Source organism: Streptococcus sp. DD10 (assembly GCF_001578805.1).
GTDB lineage: Bacteria > Bacillota > Bacilli > Lactobacillales > Streptococcaceae > Streptococcus.
Genome location: NZ_KQ969209.1, coordinates 1 through 385, shown reverse-complemented (window position 1 = coordinate 385; position 385 = coordinate 1). Strand labels below are relative to the sequence as shown.

Annotated in this window: 1 pseudogene; it reads left to right on the top strand. The window is 36.1% G+C overall.

Going from position 1 to position 385, the window contains the following annotated elements:
* Positions 1-385, top strand: a pseudogene (locus STRDD10_RS11695) (IS1634 family transposase); the annotation flags it as partial.

The window sequence follows — 385 nt, the reverse complement described above, 5'->3', positions numbered from 1 at the left end:
TTGAAGAGAGTTTTCGTATCATGAAGCAGGAACTACGAGCCAGACCCGTTTATCTCAGTCGGTCAGATAGGATTCAAGCACATTTCACTATTTGTTTCCTAGCACTAATGATTTATCGTCTCTTGGAAAAACAACTAGGAGAAACAGTCACCTGTTCAGAACTCATCCAAACCTTACGCAATTACAAGTTCAAACATCTTTATGGAGCGGGATATCTTCCAACTTACACCAGAACAACTATCACGGATCAACTCCACCAAGCATTTGGCTTCCAAACTGATTTTGAGATTATAAGCGAAAAAAATATGAAAAAAATTTTTAAAAAACCAAATCTAGATAAAAAGTACGCATTTTTTAAAAAGAGAAAAAGAGCTCCAAAAAGCTG